16 protein-coding genes are annotated in these 15502 nt (G+C 67.1%); 6 read left to right on the top strand and 10 right to left on the bottom strand.

Going from position 1 to position 15502, the window contains the following annotated elements; translation table 11 throughout:
* Window positions 1-327 (bottom strand): hypothetical protein (locus K1Y73_RS12875; RefSeq protein WP_225028706.1); only part of this gene is annotated, 327 nt, incomplete at its 3' end.
* 254 nt (window positions 328-581) lie between these two features.
* On the opposite strand from K1Y73_RS12875, the gene dapE reads away from it, so the two are divergent.
* The 5 genes from dapE (at window position 582) to K1Y73_RS12850 (ending at window position 6380) form a co-directional block, all read left to right on the top strand.
* Entirely contained in the window at window positions 582-1730 is a 1149-nt protein-coding gene (dapE, locus tag K1Y73_RS12870) for a succinyl-diaminopimelate desuccinylase (protein WP_225028705.1), read from the top strand.
* Window positions 1727-2146 carry a GNAT family N-acetyltransferase gene (locus K1Y73_RS12865; RefSeq protein WP_225028704.1) on the top strand — a complete coding sequence of 140 codons (420 nt, stop codon included), beginning with the start codon at window positions 1727-1729 and terminating at the stop codon, window positions 2144-2146. Before dapE ends, K1Y73_RS12865 begins: the two co-directional genes overlap by 4 nt.
* Window positions 2147-2334: 188 nt before the next feature.
* Window positions 2335-4575, top strand: a complete 2241-nt coding sequence (gene rnr / locus K1Y73_RS12860) for a ribonuclease R (protein ID WP_225028703.1) — start codon at window positions 2335-2337, stop codon at window positions 4573-4575.
* Window positions 4572-5813: a lytic murein transglycosylase gene (locus K1Y73_RS12855; protein ID WP_225028702.1), complete on the top strand. Its 1242-nt coding sequence runs from the start codon at window positions 4572-4574 to the stop codon at window positions 5811-5813. The genes rnr and K1Y73_RS12855 overlap by 4 nt, the downstream gene beginning before the upstream one ends.
* A gap of 114 nt (window positions 5814-5927) precedes the next feature.
* A complete protein-coding gene (locus tag K1Y73_RS12850; protein ID WP_225028701.1) occupies window positions 5928-6380 on the top strand; it encodes a c-type cytochrome in 453 nt (150 codons plus the stop codon).
* 98 nt (window positions 6381-6478) lie between these two features.
* Here K1Y73_RS12850 and K1Y73_RS12845 read toward each other — a convergent pair whose 3' ends face one another.
* From K1Y73_RS12845 to K1Y73_RS12835, 3 genes are all read right to left on the bottom strand, one after another.
* Window positions 6479-6763, bottom strand: a complete 285-nt coding sequence (locus tag K1Y73_RS12845; RefSeq protein ID WP_225028700.1) for an I78 family peptidase inhibitor — start codon at window positions 6761-6763, stop codon at window positions 6479-6481.
* Window positions 6764-6914: 151 nt separating this feature from the next.
* Window positions 6915-7265 (bottom strand): I78 family peptidase inhibitor, encoded by a 351-nt coding sequence (locus K1Y73_RS12840; protein WP_225028699.1) that lies wholly within the window; start codon window positions 7263-7265, stop codon window positions 6915-6917.
* Window positions 7266-7424: 159 nt separating this feature from the next.
* Window positions 7425-8279, bottom strand: coding sequence for a BKACE family enzyme (locus K1Y73_RS12835; RefSeq protein WP_225028698.1), 855 nt, complete (start codon window positions 8277-8279; stop codon window positions 7425-7427).
* A 169-nt stretch (window positions 8280-8448) separates the two neighbouring features.
* On the opposite strand from K1Y73_RS12835, the gene K1Y73_RS12830 reads away from it, so the two are divergent.
* Window positions 8449-9363 carry a helix-turn-helix domain-containing protein gene (locus tag K1Y73_RS12830; protein ID WP_225028697.1) on the top strand — a complete coding sequence of 305 codons (915 nt, stop codon included), beginning with the start codon at window positions 8449-8451 and terminating at the stop codon, window positions 9361-9363.
* 2 nt (window positions 9364-9365) lie between these two features.
* On the opposite strand, the gene K1Y73_RS12825 is transcribed toward K1Y73_RS12830, so the two are convergent.
* The 6 genes from K1Y73_RS12825 to K1Y73_RS12800 form a co-directional block, all read right to left on the bottom strand.
* Entirely contained in the window at window positions 9366-10166 is an 801-nt protein-coding gene (locus K1Y73_RS12825; protein ID WP_225028696.1) for an FAD binding domain-containing protein, read from the bottom strand.
* A complete protein-coding gene (locus K1Y73_RS12820) occupies window positions 10163-10666 on the bottom strand; it encodes a (2Fe-2S)-binding protein (protein ID WP_225028695.1) in 504 nt (167 codons plus the stop codon). The genes K1Y73_RS12825 and K1Y73_RS12820 overlap by 4 nt, the downstream gene beginning before the upstream one ends.
* On the bottom strand, window positions 10663-11118 hold the full coding sequence (locus K1Y73_RS12815) for a CoxG family protein (protein ID WP_225028694.1): 456 nt from the start codon (window positions 11116-11118) through the stop codon (window positions 10663-10665). Before K1Y73_RS12815 ends, K1Y73_RS12820 begins: the two co-directional genes overlap by 4 nt.
* Window position 11119: 1 nt before the next feature.
* Entirely contained in the window at window positions 11120-13453 is a 2334-nt protein-coding gene (locus K1Y73_RS12810; protein ID WP_225028693.1) for a xanthine dehydrogenase family protein molybdopterin-binding subunit, read from the bottom strand.
* A 143-nt stretch (window positions 13454-13596) separates the two neighbouring features.
* On the bottom strand, window positions 13597-14364 hold the full coding sequence (locus K1Y73_RS12805) for an alpha/beta fold hydrolase (protein WP_225028692.1): 768 nt from the start codon (window positions 14362-14364) through the stop codon (window positions 13597-13599).
* Window positions 14364-15500 carry an FAD-dependent monooxygenase gene (locus tag K1Y73_RS12800; RefSeq protein ID WP_225028691.1) on the bottom strand — a complete coding sequence of 379 codons (1137 nt, stop codon included), beginning with the start codon at window positions 15498-15500 and terminating at the stop codon, window positions 14364-14366. The genes K1Y73_RS12805 and K1Y73_RS12800 overlap by 1 nt, the downstream gene beginning before the upstream one ends.
* Window positions 15501-15502 lie beyond the last annotated feature (2 nt).

Here is a 15502-nt window from a genome sequence, read left to right as displayed (position 1 = left end):
GCCATCCAGCCGCAGATGCCAGGCATTGCCCGGCCCGTCCCAGCGCCAGGTCAGCCGCGCCACCCGCGCCGCGTCCGAGCGCAGGGCGCCGGCCAGAACCAGCCGGCTCAGCCCCGCGCCGTCACGCCAGCACAGGCCCAGGCCCGCCTCGGGGTGATGAAACAGCGAGAAGGCCAGGCCCAGGTCGCGGCCCTGCCAGTCGAACAGAACGCCGCTGGGCAGGGGCCAGGCCAGTTCCATGACCAGCGCCCCGCGGCTCAGCGGCCCAGGCATCTGGGGGGCCCGCGACATGTCGTGATCCGACAGGATCAGCCAGCCGCCGCTCATGCCGCCTGCCCCCGGGCCTGCTTGCGCCTTCCGGTCATGTCTCATCCGCCTGTTCCGGCACCGGCCCGGCGACATGCCCGCCCGCCCGATCCGCCTTGCTTGCCCGATGCGGCGCCTCAGCCGCGGTTCGCCCGCCTTGAGACGGGTCTTGCCCGTGATTCTAGGCCGAAATGCCCGGCCTGTCACCTGTCCTGCCGCAGCGGTTGCACCGGCCCCGCCCGGCCGCTACGACTTGCCCCAAGAAGGAGCCCGTGATGACCCAGAAGACCGATCCCGTCGCCCTGACCGCCGCGCTGATCCGCTGCCCCTCGGTCACCCCCGATGAGGGCGGGGCGCTGCAGCTTCTGGAGCGCGAACTTTCCGCGGCGGGCTTTGCCTGCACCCGGGTGGACCGGGGGGGCATCGCCAACCTGTTTGCCCGCTGGGGCGCGCGCGGCGCGAACCGCAGCTTCGGCTTCAACGGCCATACCGATGTGGTCCCGGTGGGCGACCGCGCCGCCTGGACGCAAGACCCGTTCGGGGCGGCGGTGATCGACGGCTGGATGTATGGCCGCGGCGCGACCGACATGAAATCCGGCGTCGCGGCCTTTGTCGCGGCCGCGGTGGATTTCGTCCGCACCACCCCGCCCGATGGCGCGGTGGTGCTGACCATCACCGGCGATGAAGAGGCCGATGCCGAAGACGGCACCGTGGCGCTGCTGGACTGGATGGCCGCCAATGGCGAGCGGATGACGCATTGCCTGGTGGGCGAGCCGACCTGCCCCGCCACCATGGGCGAGATGATCAAGATCGGCCGCCGCGGCAGCCTGACGGCCTGGTTCCAGGCCACGGGCGTGCAGGGCCATTCCGCCTATCCCCATCGCGCCAAGAACCCGATGTCGGCGCTGGTCAAGCTGATGGCGCGGCTGGAGGAAAAGCCGCTGGACGAAGGCACCGCGCATTTCGATGCCTCGACGCTGGCGATCACCACCATCGACTGCGGCAATCCCGCGACCAATGTGATCCCGGCCAAGGGCACGGCCGTGGTGAACATCCGCTTCAACGATGCCCATTCCGGCGCCACGCTGACCCAGTGGCTGACCGATCAGGCCGCGGCGGTGCAGGCGGAAACCGGGGTGCAGATCGCGGTGAAAGTGTCGATTTCCGGCGAAAGCTTCCTGACCCCGCCGGGCGAATTCTCGGCGCTGGTGCGGGCTGCCGTTGCCGCCGAAACCGGGGTGACGCCGGAATATTCGACCTCGGGCGGCACTTCGGATGCGCGCTTCGTCAAGGATCACTGCCCGGTCGTCGAATTCGGCCTGGTCGGCAAGACCATGCATCAGGTCGACGAACGGGTGGAAGTGGCGCAGATCCATCAGCTGAAGGCAGTCTACAGCCGCATCCTGCGCGACTATTTCGCATGATCGCCATCGCCCCCAGCCGCGACATCGCCGCCTGCCGCGCCCTGCGCCGGGCGGTGTTCATCGAGGAACAGGGCGTCTCGGAAGCCGACGAGCTGGACGATCGCGACGAAGCCGCGATCCATCTTCTGGCCAGCGAAGCGGGCCGGCCCATCGGCTCGGCCCGGCTGCTGGTTGAAGGCAGCACGGGCAAGATCGGCCGGGTCTGCGTGCTGGCCAGCCATCGCGGCCAGGGCATCGGCGCCGCGCTGATCCGCGCCGCCATCGCCGAATTTCGCAGCATGCCGGGGATCGAGAAGGTGAAGCTCGGCGCCCAGACCCATGCTTTGGGCTTTTATCAGGCGCTGGGCTTCGAAGCCTATGGCCCGGTCTATGACGATGCCGGCATCCCGCATCGCGACATGGTGCTTCCCCTCTGACGCAGGCGCGAGGCCGGCGCCGTCGGCTGCCTCCGGCGGGGATATTTTTGCAGAGAGGAAGGCCGCAGCGATGCGAAGGGATATGGCCTTCCTCTCTGTCCAAATATCCCGGGGTCCGGGGCAGCGCCCCGGGGCGCGCCGCATAATCGCCGGTTCCCGTACCGGGCGCGCCATGCTACGGCTTCGCCATGGTGCCGCTTCCTTCCAAAGACCAGATCCGCCAATGGCTCTCGGACAATCCGGGGCTGTCTTCGAAACGCGATATCGCCAAGGCCTTTGGCCTGAAAGGCGACCAGCGCGCCGATCTGCGCCGGCTGTTGCGCGAATTGGAGGAGGAGGGCACCGTCACCAAATCGGCCCGCCGCTTCCGGCCGAAGGGCGAATTGCCGCCGGTGGCGCTGCTGAAAGTGCTGAAGCCCGACGATGCCGGCGATCTGTTCGCCGAGCCGATGGAAGAAGGCGTCGACAAGGACGCCGGCCGGATCCTGATCCTGCCGAAACAGGGCGATCCGGCCCTGGCCGAGGGCGACCGCATCCTGGCCCGCCTGACCAAGGTCGATCTGGACGACTATGTCTATGAGGCGCGGCTGATCCGTCAGATCGGCTCGAACCCGCTGAAACTTTTGGGCGTCTTCCGCAAGGGCAGCGAAGGCGGGCGGATCGTGTCGATCGACAAGGGCGTCGACAAGGAATGGCGGGTGAAATCCGCAGATGACATGGGCGCCCGCGACGGCGAGTTGGTCGAGGCCGAACTGGCCGGGCCCCGCCGTCTGGGCCTGCCGCAGGCGCGGATCGTGGCGCGGCTGGGCGATCCGGCGGGCCCGCGCGCCGTGTCGCTGATCGCCATCCACCAGCACGGCATCCCCGACCGTTTCCCCGATGCCGCCATGGCCGAGGCGGAAAACGCCCCGCCCTTTTCCATGGCCCATCGCGAAGACCTGCGCGATCTGCCGCTGGTCACCATCGACCCCGCCGATGCGCGCGACCGCGACGATGCGGTGCTGGCCCAGCCCGACACCGAAGCCGGCAATCCGGGCGGCTATGTCCTTTGGGTCGCCATTGCCGATGTGGCGGCCTATGTGCGCCCCGGCGGCGCCTTGGACCGCGAGGCGCGGCGGCGCGGCAATTCCACCTATTTCCCCGACCGGGTCGTGCCCATGCTGCCCGATGTCCTGTCGGGCGATCTTTGCAGCTTGCACGAACATGTCGACCGGCCCTGTCTGGCAGTGCGGATGCAGATCGACGCCACGGGCGCCAAGCTGTCGCATCGCTTCCATAGGGGCGTGATGCGGTCGCGCGCGTCGCTGGAATATGTGCAGGTCCAGACCGCGCAGGATGGCAGCCCCGATGCCAAGACCGAACCGCTGCTGGAACAGGTCATCCGGCCACTTTACGGCGCCTATGCCGCGCTGAAACGTGCCCGCACCCTGCGCCAGCCTTTGGAGCTGGACCTGCCCGAACGCCAGATCGTGCTGTCGGACGAGGGCAAGGTGACCTCGGTCGCCTTCAAGGACCGGGTCGATGCGCATAAGCTGATCGAGGAATTCATGGTCCTGGCCAATGTCGCCGCGGCCGAGGAATTGCAGCGCCTGAAACAGCCTTTGCTGTTCCGGGTGCATGAAGAACCCAGCCCCGACAAGCTGGATGCGCTGCGCGAGGTGGCCGAGGCCTCGGGCTTTACGCTGGCCAAGGGGCAGGTGTTGAAGACCGCGCATCTGAACCGGCTTCTGGCGCAGGCCGAAGGCTCGGACCAGGACGAATTGATCAATATCTCGACCCTGCGATCGATGACCCAGGCCTATTACGCGCCGCAGAATCTGGGCCATTTCGGCCTGGCGCTGCGGAATTACGCGCATTTCACCTCGCCCATCCGGCGCTATTCCGACCTGATCGTGCATCGCGCGCTGATCCGCGGCCATGGCTGGGGCGAGGACGGGTTGTCGGCTTTCGACATCGAGAACCTGGACGAAACCGCCAAGCTGATTTCTGATGCCGAACGCCGAAGCATGGCGGCCGAACGCGATACGGTCGACCGCTATCTGGCCGCCTATCTGTCGGATCGGGTGGGGGCAACGTTTACCGGCCGCGTCTCGGGCGTGCAGCGGTTCGGGCTGTTCGTGAAGCTGGACGACAGCGGGGCAGACGGGCTGATTCCGATCCGCGATGTGGGGCGCGAATTCTTTCATTTCGATGCGGCCAGCCAGACGATCATGGGCGCCGATACCGGGCTGACGATCGGCATTGGCGCCAAGGTGACGGTGCGCCTGGCCGAGGCGGTGCCGGTCACCGGCGGGCTGCGGCTGGAGCTGCTGGAAATCGACGCCCGCCCCCTGCCCTCGGGGCGCGCGGCGCGCAGCCGCGGCAAGGTGCCGGGGCGCGGCGGAGCGGGCGGCGCGCCGAAACGGCGGGTGGTGCGGAGGCGCAAGTGAGGGCTTTGGCGCTGGGGCTGTTCCTGGCCTTTGCCGCCCCGGTCGCCGCCCCGGTCGCGGCGCAGACCTTGGAAGACCCGGAGGGCACGATCTTGGGACAGGGGCGCGAAGACGGGTCCGAGTCGGGGTTCCGCGACTGGGTGATCGCGTTCCGGGCCAAGGCGCTGGACCAGGGCATCCCCGCCGCCACCTATGACGGGGCGATGCGCGGCGCGCATTACCTGCCCGATGTGGTGGCGCGCGACCGGCGGCAAAGCGAATTCACCAAGACGATCTGGGATTATCTGGATGTGGCGGTGTCCGACGACCGGGTGGCCTTGGGCCGCAAGGCCTTGGCCAAAAACGCCGATCTGCTGGACCGGATCGAGGCGCAATACGGGGTCGAGAAGGAAATCGTCGTCGCGATCTGGGGGCTGGAAAGCGCCTATGGCACCTGGCGAGGCGACACGCCCACCGTCTCGGCGCTGGCGACGCTGGCCTATGACGGGCGGCGCGCGGCGTTTTTCGAAGGCCAGCTTCTGCAGGCGCTGCAGATCCTGGATGCGGCGCATGTGGCCCCCGAAGCCATGCTGGGCTCCTGGGCCGGGGCCATGGGGCATACGCAGTTCATGCCCTCCAGCTGGGCCGATTATGCGGTGGATTTCGACGGCGACGGGCGGCGCGACATCTGGGGCGACGACCCGGCCGATGCACTGGCTTCGACCGCGAATTACCTGGCGAAATGGGGCTGGCAGAAGGGCCTGCCCTGGGGGCTGGAAGTACGGCTGCCCGAAGGCTTCGACTATGACCAGACCACCGAGCGGGTGAAAAAGCCCGTGGCCAGTTGGCGCGATCTGGGCGTGCGGCCCATGGCCGGCGGCGCCCTGCCCGACGGGCCCGAGGCCAGCATCCTGCTGCCCGCCGGCCATACCGGCCCCGCCTTCCTGATCTTTCCGAATTTCCAGGTGATCGAGCATTACAACTTGGCCGATGCCTATGTGATCGCGGTCGGGCATCTGGCCGACCGGCTGCAGGGCGGCGCGCCGATCGCCGCGCCCTGGCCGCGGCACTGGCGCGCGCTGACGGCCGAGGAACGGCGCGAATTGCAGGCGCTGCTGGTGGCGCTGGGCCATGACACGGGCGGCGTCGATGGGCGGATCGGCCCCAAGACCATCGCCGCCGTGAAAGCCTGGCAGAAGGCCCAGGGTCTGGTGCCCGATGGCTATCCCAGCCCCGATGTGCTGCAGGCGCTGCGCTAGGCGGGCGCCTGCCCCGGGCGGCGGGTTTCACGCGACTGTGAAAGGACTTGCCGCCGCCTTTCTGCCAGCTTTCGCGCGATTGCCCCATTCAGCGCCAGCCAAGGAGCCAGACTGATGACTTTCTCTCCCGCCTTTGCCCGTACCATCCTGCTTGGAACCCTGCTTGCCGCCGGCGCCGCCTTTGCCCAAGCCGAAGCCACCGATCCGAATGCCGTGATGCGCCAGACCACGATGAAAGAGATCGGCGGCGCGATGAAGGTGCTGGGCGACATGGCCGGCGGCAAGGCCGCCTATGACGCCCCCGCCGCCCAAGCGGCCAAGGCGAAGCTGATCGAGGCGGCGGGGCAGATCCCCACCAGCTTTGCCACCGAAGGCGCGGCCGATCCGGCCTCGGAAGCCAAGCCCGAAATCTGGACCAGCTGGGACGATTTCCTGAAGGATGCCGAAACGCTGAAAACCGCCGCGGCGGCCGCCGATGTCAGCTCGGCCGACACGATCAAGGCCAGCATGGGTGCGATCGGCGCGGCCTGCAAGGACTGCCACACCGAATATCGCGTGATGAAGTAAGCCGCTGATTCCCCTGGGTGCGCCCGCGCGGCGCCCCAGGGGTCATGCCCCTGCCCCCGGCCTGCGACGGCCGGGGTTTTTTTCGCTCCGCGCAGGCCCTAGCTGCAATAGACGCGCGAGATCCGGTTCTGTTCGTCCAGCTCGATGTTCAGCCGATCGGCATTGTAATCCATCGTCACCGCCATGCCCGGCTCGATCACCCGCACCGGGGCGGGCAGGGACATCATCGCCAGCACGCTGCGCTTCTGGCCGACCAGGAATTGCAGATCCGCCGCGCCACAGGCGTTCGGATCGGGTTCGGGTTCGGGTTGCGGCAGCGAGGGGTCGACGCAGGCCGACAGGCCCAGCGCCATGCCGGCCGCGAGGATGAGTTTCTGGGTCATGGTCCGCTCCTGTGCAGGCGGGGCCCTTGCGCGGCCCCCATCCGGCATAAACGCATGAAACCCGGGCCGGATGCATCCCGCCCCCTTGCCCCGGCGCGGAAAGCCGCCGGTCGCGCCCCCCGCGTTTGGCCGCCGCGTCTGGCTGCCGCGCTTAGCCGCAGCCGATCGAGGTGATTGCCCCGGCCGCGTTGATGCGCACGTCGATCCGGTTCGAGCGATATTCTTCCTGATCGTAGACCTCATGCGGCGCGATCACCCGCAGCGGCCCGGGCAGCGTCATCGTGTCAAAGACGGTCGAGGGCTGGCCAAGCAGATATTGCAGCCCCGATGCCTTGCAGGTGTCGGGCTCGCGTTCGTTGAAGCCCGGCGTCACATCGACATTCGGGTCAAAGACCGGCGCGGCCGGCATGGGCGGCTCGGGCGGCGGCGCTGTGCCACAACCGGCGGCGGCCAAGGGAAGGATCAGCGCCAAAGCGCGGGCAGAACAGGAGAATTGCAGCATTGCACGTTGTTTCCTGCGTTGATGTCCTGCGATCTTTTGCACAGCTTGGCGCGAAACGGTAGACGGAAGGACGGCCGGGCCACCGCGCGTTGACCTGCGCAGGACGTCACCCAGCGGCGTTCCGCCCCAAGGCGCGGCAATCCACAAAAGGTCACGGCATCACGCCTTTGGGGCCAAGGCCGGGTCCGGCCGCAGGATCCCCAGAATATCGGCGGCCTCGGCGCCAGTGGCCACGCGGCGACCATGACGGCGCACCAGATCGGCGGCAAGCGCCACCCGTTCGGCATTGTCGCGCGCGGGCCGCCCTTCGGCATCGACAATGGCATTCTCGAACCCGACCCGCACATGCCCCCCAAGTTCGATGGTGCGCGCAAGGCAGGCCATTTCGCCCCGACCGAAGGCGCAGGTCATCCAGACCGATTGCTCATGCAGCCCCTCGGCCCGCAGCGCGGCATAAAGCGCCTCGAAATCGGCAAAGTCGGAATTCTGATCCGCGGCATAGCGCCCCGCCACAAGGATCAGCCGCGGCGCGGCAGACAGATGCAGCCGCCCCGACCGCCACAGCCCCGCGAACAGCGAGATCTGTTCCGCGTCGTACAGGATGAACTGCGTCGAGATCCGTTCGCCTGCCGCCCAGGCCAGGAAGGCTTCGCCCTTGGCGGTGCCCTCGCGCATCAGTTCGGCGATCGAGAAAGAAATGGCCGCGGGCCTCAGCTCGCGAACCGCGGCGATCTGGGTCTCAAGGTCGAACAGTCCCGCCGCCTCGGTCGTAACCTGCCGCGCGATATCGGGACAGGCCTGCCGCACCGCCACCATGGCCGCACGATAGGCCACCGGATCCAGAGAATGCCGCCCGTCGGCGTCGCGCACATGAAGATGAATCGCGCCCGCCCCGGCCTGAAAACAGGCCTTGGCCGTTTGCGCCAGATCCTCGGGGGTCAGGGGAAGGGCGGGATGATCCGCCTTGGTGCGACGGGCACCATTCGGGGCCACCATGATGCAGGTCAAAGACATGTGACTTTCCTTCTCGTGCCGGTGCGGCAACTGGACGCACTGATCCGTGTTCTTTAAAGTGAGGGGGCTGCGGTGCCTGCGCAGCCCCATGGCGACGGGGGGAGATGGGGTGGAGACAATGACTGGCGCGCCGGTGCTGCGGGCTTCGGGCATGGATTTTCAGCGTGGGATGAACGACCTTCTTCAGACCCGCTTCGAGCTTAGCCCCAAAGGCTCGCAACCCTATGCCGGCGAGATCCAGAAGAGCTATGTCTCGTCGCGGCTGCGCCTGGCCGACATCCGCTTTTCCGCGCATCATACCCGGCTGCAGGCGGGTCGTCCGTCGCGGCGGGCGGGGCACAATTATCTGGTTTCCTACCAGATGGAGGGCTACGCGACGGTCCGGCAGGATTCCCGCCTGACCGATGTCGGCCCGAACCAGATCTTCTTTATCGACACGACCCAGCCCTTCGAGATCATGACCGAAGAGATCCGCACCCGCTCGGTCTATCTCGACTCGCATTTCTGGCAGGCGATCTTTCCCGAGCGCGATCTTTATACGGCCACGGCGCTGGATTGCGACCAGGGGCTGGGGCGGCTTTGTGCCGAGATGATCGGCAGCATTTTCGCGATGTCCTGGGAACAGCCCGAGCAGATCATGCACCGGATGGCCGGGTGCCTGGCCAACCTGCTTGCCGTGTCGATGGTCACCGACCGTCCGCTTGCGTCCAACGCGGGCTGGTCGCGCGACCGCACGCTCAACCGGGTGCAGGAAGCCGCGCTGCGCAACCTGTCGGATCCCGATCTGGACTGCTCGCGCATTGCCGCCGATGTCGGCCTGTCGGTGCGGCAGGTGCATTCGGTTTTCGGGCGCACCGGCACGACCCTGATGCGCTGGATCTGGGACCAGCGGCTCGGTCGCGTGCGGGCAGAGCTGGAAAACGCCGCGCTTGCGGAAAAGCCCGTCTCGGCAATCGCCTTTGACTGGGGCTTCAATGACGCCGCGCATTTCGGCCGGCAGTTCAAGGCGCGCTTCGGCACCACGCCGCAACGCTACCGAGAAGCAAAACGCGGCCGCGCCCAGCCGCAGCCGCGGCAGAACTGACATCACACCGCCAGTCGGCCCAGACTTTCACGCGCCAGCCACAGGATCAGCTGGCGCCGGAAATCGGCAGGAAATGCCGGTTCGTTCAGAACCTGAATTGCCGAGACGTCGATCTTTTCCAAGGCGGCTTCCACCGGCCCGCTTTGCAATGCGGCTTCAAGCTCGGTCAGGCGAAACGCGCCATCCGCCCCCGCGCCAGTCACCGCCACCCGCCAGCCCTGCGCCATGCGCGCCACCATCACCCCCGCCACTGCATAGCCCGAAGCCGGATGCGGATGCTTGGCATAGGCTGCGGCCTGGGGTTTCGGAAAATCAATGGCGACCAGGATCTCGTCTTCCTCCAGCGCGGTTGTGAACAGACCCAGATAGAAATCGTCTGCCGCAATTTCGCGCCGGTCGGTGATCAGCGTCGCGCCCAGGCCAAGAACCGCAGCCGGGCAATCTGCCGCCGGGTCATTATTGGCAATCGAGCCGCCGATGGTGCCGCGGTTGCGCACATGCCGATCCGCGATCTGGCCGACCAGTCGCGCCAGCTCGGGAATGGCCCCGGCCACCACATCCGAGCGCAGGATCTCGGCCCAGCGGGTCATGGCGCCGATGCGCAGGCTGAGGCCGGAATCGCTGATCCCCTGCATTTCGGGCAGGCCCGACAGGTCGATCAGCAGTTGCGGTGCCGCGAGGCGCGCCTTCATCGACGGGATCAGCGTCATGCCGCCCGAAAGATACATCGCCTCCTCGGCGTCGTTGAACGCCGCCACGGCATCGGAAAGCGCGGCGGGGCGGATGATCTGGAACTCGTTCATTGCGCCTCTCCCTCGGCGGCCAGGGTGGGCACGCCCATCGCCGCCGCGCCCCGCATGATGGCCTGGATGATGTTCAGATAGCCGGTGCAGCGACAGATATTGCCCTTCAGCTCTTTGCGGATCAGATCGGGGGTCAGGCCTTCGGGGTTCTTCCGCACGATGTCGATGGCCGTGATCACCAGACCCGGCGTGCAGTAGCCGCATTGCAGGGCATGGCATTCGGAAAAGGCCTGCTGCATCGGATGCAGCGCATCGGAGGTTGCAAGGCTTTCGATCGTGGAAATCGCGGTGCCATCGGGCAGGGTCGCGGCAAGGACGCTGCAGGATTTCACCGTCTCGCCCTCGATGCTGACGACACAGGCCCCGCATTGCGAGGTATCGCAGCCGACATGCGTGCCCGTCAGACCCAGCGTGTCGCGCAACAGGCTGACCAGAAGCGTCCGCTCTTCGATCCGCGCATGGCGCGTCTTGCCGTTCACGTTCAGGACAATATCCCTCATCTGACCGGCTCCTGCGGCTGGGCAAGCGTTTCGTTCAGCCGGTCAAAGAACTTTCCGGCCAATTGCCGTGCGGTCGAACCGATCAGCCGGTTGCCCAGCTGGGCCAACTTGCCGCCGATCGACACATCGGCGGAATAGACCACTTCGGTGCCCTCGGGCGTGTCCGTCAACGTGACGGTCGCGCCACCCTTGGCGAAGCCGGCAATCCCGCCATTGCCTTCGCCCGTCAGGGTCAGGCGTTCATTCTCGACCGCTTCGGCGATGTTGACCCGGCCCGAAAACGAGGCCTTGATCGGCCCGATCTTCAGCACGATCTTGCCGTCATAGCCGCCTTCCGAGACATCAAGGCTTTCGCAGCCGGGGATGGCATCACGCAGGACTTCGGCATCGTTCAGCGCAGCCCAGACTTCGGCGCGGGGGCGGTTCACGGTGAAGTTTCCGCTCAGTTCCATGTTATACTCCTGCCTCGGCATCCCGAAGCGTTTGCCACAGCCGGGCCTGAGTGACCGGCATGTCGATGGACGTCACGCCAAGCGGGCGGATGGCGTCCATCACCGCATTGACCAAAGCGGCAGGCGTCCCGATGGCGCCGGATTCGCCGACGCCCTTCACCTGCAGCGGATTGGTGGCGCAGGGCACCTCCAGCAGATACGAATCGACGGCGGGCATATGCTCGGCCCGGGGCATGCAGTAATCCATGAACGAGCCCGAGGTGAGCTGGCCATCCTCGTCATAGGTCATCGCTTCCAGCAGGGCCTGACCCAGCCCCTGCGCGATGCCGCCATGGATCTGCCCTTCGCAAAGCGTGGCGTTCAGGATCCGGCCCACATCGTCAAAGGCGACAAAGCGCTCGATCGTCAGCGCCCCGGTTTTCGGGTTCACCTCGACCTCGCAGACCATGCAGCCATTGGGGTAGTTCGGCGCAGCGCCCGGCTTGCCCGCCGCCGTGCCCGCGCCGGTCAGCCCGATGCCCAGCAGGTTCGCGGGGCCCGCGGGCAGATAGAACAGCTTTGCCGCCTCGATGAGAGACAGCGCCTTGTTGCTGCCCCTGACCTTCAGCATGCCCTGCTCGAAGTCGATATCCGCGATCTCGGCCTGCAGCACCACGGCCGCCATTTCCTTTGCCCGCTCGATCAGCGCATCCTTCGCCCGCAAAAGCGCCGAGCCGCCCAGCATCGACGAGCGGGCGGCGAAGGTGCCGCGCCCGACCAGGATCCTGTCGGTATCGCCCTGCACATAGCGGATGCTTTCGGCCGGGATCGACAACCAGTCCGCCACCAGTTCGGTAAAGACGGTGGCATGCCCCTGCCCATGCGAATGGGTGCCAGCCAGAATGGTCAAGGTTCCGTCGGGTTCGAACCGCAGTTCCATCCTTTCGTTCATCACCCCCGCAACCTCGATATACGAGATCAACGAGCGGCCCCGAAGCAACCCCTTCGCCCGGCTTGCCTCGGCGCGGGCGGGAAATCCCGCCCAATCCGCCGCGGCACGCGCCTTGCGGATCATGTTGGCGAATTCGCCGCTGTCATACACCATGCCGGTTGCGGTCTTGAACGGCATCGCCTCGGGGGCGATCACGTTCTTCAGGCGCAACTCCACCGGATCCATGCCGATGGCGGCGGCGGCCTCGTCCATCAGCCGCTCCATCACGAACGTCGCCTCGGGCCGGCCCGCGCCGCGATAGACGCTCATCGGGGCGATATTGGTGAAGACGGCATGATTGGTCAGATCAACCGCCCCAAGATCATAGACATTGGGGATCAGCTGCATCGCGAAATAGAAGGGCGGTGTCGCCGTTCCCCAGAAATAGGCGCCCATATTCGTCCAGGCGGTCGCCCGCACCGCCAGCACCTTGCCATCGCGGTTCAGCGCGATTTCGGCCTCGATCTCCTGGCCGCGGCCCTGGGTGTCGGTCATCATCGCCTCGGACCGGGTCGCGATCCATTTCACCGGCCGCCCGGTGCGGCGCGAGGCCCAAAGCACCAGCGCATCCTCGGGATGCATATGCGCTTTCAGACCAAAACCGCCGCCGACATCGGGCGAGATCACCCGAATGCGGCTTTCGGCGCATTTCAGCACATTGCGGGCGATCACCGCGCGGAAGCCATGCGGATCCTGCGACGAGGTATGCAGCGTATAGCGATCCTCGCCGGCGTCATAATGGCCGATACAGCCCCGCGGCTCCAGCGACGCGGGCGCCAGACGCGGGGTCAGGAAATGACGGTGCAGCGTCACATCGGCCGCGGCAAAGGCGGCGGCCGTGGCGGCCTTGTCGCCCATTTCCAGGCTGCACGACAGATTTCCGGTCGGATTGTCCTCCCAAAGCGGCACGCCATCGCCTTCAAGCGCCGCGCGCGCGCTGGTGACGACGGGCAGCGGGTCATAGTCCACCGCCACCATTTCCGCCGCAAGCCGGGCCTGATCGCGGGTTTCCGCGATGACGATGGCCACACGGTCGCCGACGCAGCGCACCCTGTCCGTACACAGGATCGGGCGCAGCGTGGCATAGCCTTCAGGCCCGCCCCACATCTTCGGCATGAAGAAGGGCGGCACCGGACCAAGCCCGTCTGCCAGCACATCGGCGCCGGTCAGCACCGCCAGAACGCCGGGCATCGCCTCGGCCTCGGCGGTATCAATGCCGCGCAGCACCGCATGGGCGTAAGGCGACAGCACCAGCGCCATATGGGCCTGATGCGGCAAGGTGATGTCATCGACATAGCGGCCTGTGCCGGTCAGGAAACGGCGGTCCTCCAAACGGCCGGTGAAACGGTCGCGCAGATCGTTCATTGACCTTCCTCCCCCGGTTTCTGCCTGGTGCTGCCGTGCGGTCCGGTCGGACCAGACGACAGGACTGGGATAATGTGGTGCAAGGTTTCCTCCCTTTGCTCTGACGCGGCCGCCCCTCCGAAAGCCGCGCCATCCGGTCTGGTTCAGGTGATGCGCCCGATCAGGCTGCAGCAGGTTTCCGCGTGATGCAGCAGCGGGATGTGCCCCGCCCCCGCGATGACTTCGACCGATGCGCCAGAGATGGCCTCGGCCAGCGCCTGGCTGGCGGCCAGCGGCACGGCACGGTCTTCGGACCCCGAGGCAACGATGGTTGGGCAAAGGATGCTGCCGGCGATGGCGCGGTTGTCCACCTCGGCCAGGGCGTCGCAGGCGGCGGCATAGCCCTCGCTGCTGGCCCGGGCGAGGATCTGGCGCAAACCGGCGCCTTCCGGCGTCTCGGCCTCGGCGGGGCTGATCCAAAGCTTCAGCACCCCTTCCGCAATCGAGGCCAGCCCGTCGGCCCGAACCTTGGCCGCCCGATCGCGCCACATCGGCGGGTTCAGGCTGGCGATATAGCTGTCGAAGATCACCAGTCCCGTGACCCGCTGGCCCGCGCGGGCGGCCACGATCTGCGCCACCACGCCGCCCAATGAACAGCCCGCCAGCGCGAAGCTGTTCACCCCGAACCGGTCGAGGATGGCCAGGACATCCCCGGCCAGATCCGCGCAGGTCAGGGGAACGCGGCTTTCGGCGCTGAGCCCATGGCCGCGGAAATCGGGGCAGATCACCCGATGGCTGCGGGCGAAATGCGCCACCTGCGCCTGCCACAACAGCCCCGAAGTGCCCAGCGAATGCAGCAGCACCAGCACCGGCCCGTCTTCGGGGCCAGCGATCATGACGTGCTGAAGATGGTCGTTGACGGTCAGGAACATCAGTAGGGCTCGTTCAGTTTCTTGAGGGCATCCTCGACCACGCGGATCTGTTCGACGGGTGTCGAGCAGGCCCGCTCCAGGCGCCCCAGTTGCAGGGAATTTTCAACCACCGTCGCGCAGCGGGCGTAGCGTCGGCCCTGGAAGGCGGCAAGCGCCGCCTCCACGCTGTCGGCGCGGGCGATTTCCTCGCCCAGAACCAGGCCATCCTCCATCGCCATTCCGGCGCCCGAGGCAAGCTGCGGTGTCGTGGCATGCGCGGCATCGCCGATCAGCACGACACCGTCACGATACCAGGGTTCCGGCAGGAAAATGGTTTCCAGCGGCCGGGCCACGATGGTGGAGCCGGCGGTAATCGCGTCGCGCACATCGGCAACGATGCCGCCATAGGGCGCCATCAACTCGGCCAGCCGTCCGGGCAGGGCCTCATCCGGCAGGCGCTGGAACTGCGGCACCGGTTCCAGCAGGAACATGTACATGCCCTCGGGCGAGACCGGGTTCATCCCCACCTTCAACGGCCCGCCCAGGAAATAGGTGCGCCGGTCGATCTGCGGATGGCGTTCTGTCATCAGCCGCCAGCAGACCTGGCCCACATATTTCGGCGCAGGCAGGCCGGGGAACAGCATGTCGCGGGTCGCCGAAAAGATGCCATCGGCGCCCACGACCAGATCATAGGCCGCGCTGCTGCCATCCGAGAAGGTCACCTGGCGCGGCTGCCCCTGTGCAAGCGCGCGGACCGACAGGCCAAGATCGACGGCGATCCCGCTGGCGCGCACCCGCTCGGACAGCATCTGATGCAGCGCGGGCCGCAGAATGCCGCCCGCACCCGGCACCTCGCCCAATGCCGCGTCCGAAGTGTCGATCCGGGCCAGCTCGGCCCCCTGCGCATCGCAGGCCAGCAGGCCATCCGCCGTCCAGCCCTCGGCCATCACGCGGTCGAGAATGCCCAGACGTTTCATCACCCGCAGCGTCGGCCCGGTGATGGTGATTCCGGCGCCGTAGACCTTCCAGTCGGGATCGCTGTCGATCAGCCGCACGGCGACCCCGACCTCGGCAAGCGCCAGCGCCGCCGACATGCCGGCAATGCCCCCGCCGATGACAAGCGCGCTTCGCGCTGCCGGCTTTCTTTGGCGGATCATGG

This window comes from Xinfangfangia pollutisoli (assembly GCF_020179405.1).
GTDB lineage: Bacteria > Pseudomonadota > Alphaproteobacteria > Rhodobacterales > Rhodobacteraceae > Pseudogemmobacter > Pseudogemmobacter pollutisoli.
Note: the sequence above shows the minus strand (reverse complement) of the source record. Positions and strands in the feature narration are given on the sequence as shown.

Excerpts from the sequence above, each read along its gene's own strand:
- K1Y73_RS12865 (WP_225028704.1), top strand. The coding sequence starts at position 1,727 with ATGATCGCCATCGCCCCCAGCCGCGACATCGCCGCCTGCCGCGCCCTG.
- K1Y73_RS12810 (WP_225028693.1), bottom strand. The coding sequence starts at position 13,453 with ATGAACGATCTGCGCGACCGTTTCACCGGCCGTTTGGAGGACCGCCGT.
- K1Y73_RS12850 (WP_225028701.1), top strand. The coding sequence starts at position 5,928 with ATGACTTTCTCTCCCGCCTTTGCCCGTACCATCCTGCTTGGAACCCTG.
- K1Y73_RS12830 (WP_225028697.1), top strand. The coding sequence starts at position 8,449 with ATGAACGACCTTCTTCAGACCCGCTTCGAGCTTAGCCCCAAAGGCTCG.
- dapE (WP_225028705.1), top strand. The coding sequence starts at position 582 with ATGACCCAGAAGACCGATCCCGTCGCCCTGACCGCCGCGCTGATCCGC.
- K1Y73_RS12825 (WP_225028696.1), bottom strand. The coding sequence starts at position 10,166 with ATGAACGAGTTCCAGATCATCCGCCCCGCCGCGCTTTCCGATGCCGTG.
- K1Y73_RS12805 (WP_225028692.1), bottom strand. The coding sequence starts at position 14,364 with ATGTTCCTGACCGTCAACGACCATCTTCAGCACGTCATGATCGCTGGC.
- K1Y73_RS12845 (WP_225028700.1), bottom strand. The coding sequence starts at position 6,763 with ATGACCCAGAAACTCATCCTCGCGGCCGGCATGGCGCTGGGCCTGTCG.
- K1Y73_RS12840 (WP_225028699.1), bottom strand. The coding sequence starts at position 7,265 with ATGCTGCAATTCTCCTGTTCTGCCCGCGCTTTGGCGCTGATCCTTCCC.
- K1Y73_RS12835 (WP_225028698.1), bottom strand. The coding sequence starts at position 8,279 with ATGTCTTTGACCTGCATCATGGTGGCCCCGAATGGTGCCCGTCGCACC.
- K1Y73_RS12800 (WP_225028691.1), bottom strand. The coding sequence starts at position 15,500 with ATGATCCGCCAAAGAAAGCCGGCAGCGCGAAGCGCGCTTGTCATCGGC.
- rnr (WP_225028703.1), top strand. The coding sequence starts at position 2,335 with ATGGTGCCGCTTCCTTCCAAAGACCAGATCCGCCAATGGCTCTCGGAC.
- K1Y73_RS12815 (WP_225028694.1), bottom strand. The coding sequence starts at position 11,118 with ATGGAACTGAGCGGAAACTTCACCGTGAACCGCCCCCGCGCCGAAGTC.
- K1Y73_RS12820 (WP_225028695.1), bottom strand. The coding sequence starts at position 10,666 with ATGAGGGATATTGTCCTGAACGTGAACGGCAAGACGCGCCATGCGCGG.